The organism is Streptomyces sp. NRRL WC-3742 (assembly GCF_000720635.1).
GTDB lineage: Bacteria > Actinomycetota > Actinomycetes > Streptomycetales > Streptomycetaceae > Kitasatospora.
In genome coordinates this window covers 1-1089 of the sequence record NZ_JOCF01000167.1, presented here as the reverse complement: position 1 = coordinate 1089, position 1089 = coordinate 1, and the positions used below count along the sequence as shown (strand labels likewise).

The following is a 1089-nucleotide window of genomic DNA, read 5'->3' as shown; positions in this document are numbered from 1 at the left end:
GGCGACCAAGCCCTCTACGACCTCCAACTCACCGCCAAAACCGACGGCACCCTCACCGACACCGCACACAAGAGCTTCGGCATCCGGGACGTCAAGGCCGAGCTCAACAAGGACGGCGCCCGCAGCTACGAGATCAACGGCCACCCCATCCACATCCGGGCCGGGAACGAGTCACCGGACCTGCTCTGGCGTTGGAACGCGAAGGAGGCCGCCGATCGGATCAACTACACGGTCAACCTGGGCATCAACACCGTCCGCCTGGAAGGCCACCTGGAGCCGGACGAGTACTACGACATGGCCGACAGAGCCGGTGTCCTGTTACTGCCGGGCTGGGAGTGCTGCAACAAGTGGGAGGACAGCGGCGACTACACCCCGCAGGAACACGAGATCAACCGGGGCTCGATGGCCGCCGTCTCCACCCTGCTGCGCAACCACCCCAGCGTGATCTCCTTCCTCATCGGCAGTGACAAGACGCCCTCGCAGGCATCGGCCCAGGACTACAAGCAGGCGCTGACCGCGACGGACTGGCCGAACCCGGTGGTCAGCGGCCTGAGTGGTGCGAACGTCCTCGACTACGAGAGCGGCATCAAGATGACCGGCCCCTACGAGTGGGTGCCGCCGATCTACTGGTACCGGAAGGAACAGGGCGGCGCCGAGGGCTTCAACTCCGAGTCCAGCGCCGGTCCGAGCATCCCCACCATGGACACCCTCAAGCGGATGATGTCGGACGACGAACTCAAGTCCCTGTGGACCGACCCCGACTACGTGCCCTACCACCGGGCGCCGGGCACGAAGTTCGAAACCCTGGCCGACTTCGACAAGGCACTGACCGAGCGCTACGGCAAGCCGACCAGCCTCACCGACTACGTCCGCAAGACCCAGCTCGCCCAGTACGAGGCGGTGCGGGCCCAGTTCGAGGCGTACGGCCGCAACTTCACCGACGCGGACAAGCCGGCCACCGGGAACGTCTACTTCATGTACAACTCCCCCTGGACCTCCCTGCACTGGCAGCTCTTCGACCGCTACGGCGACCAGGGCGGCGCCTACTTCGGAGCCCAGAAGGCCAACGAGCCGCTCCACATCCAGTAC

General features: G+C 65.6%; 1 pseudogene. It reads left to right on the top strand.

From position 1 onward, the window contains the following. Positions 1-1089, top strand: a pseudogene (locus IH61_RS0139855) (exo-beta-D-glucosaminidase); the annotation flags it as partial.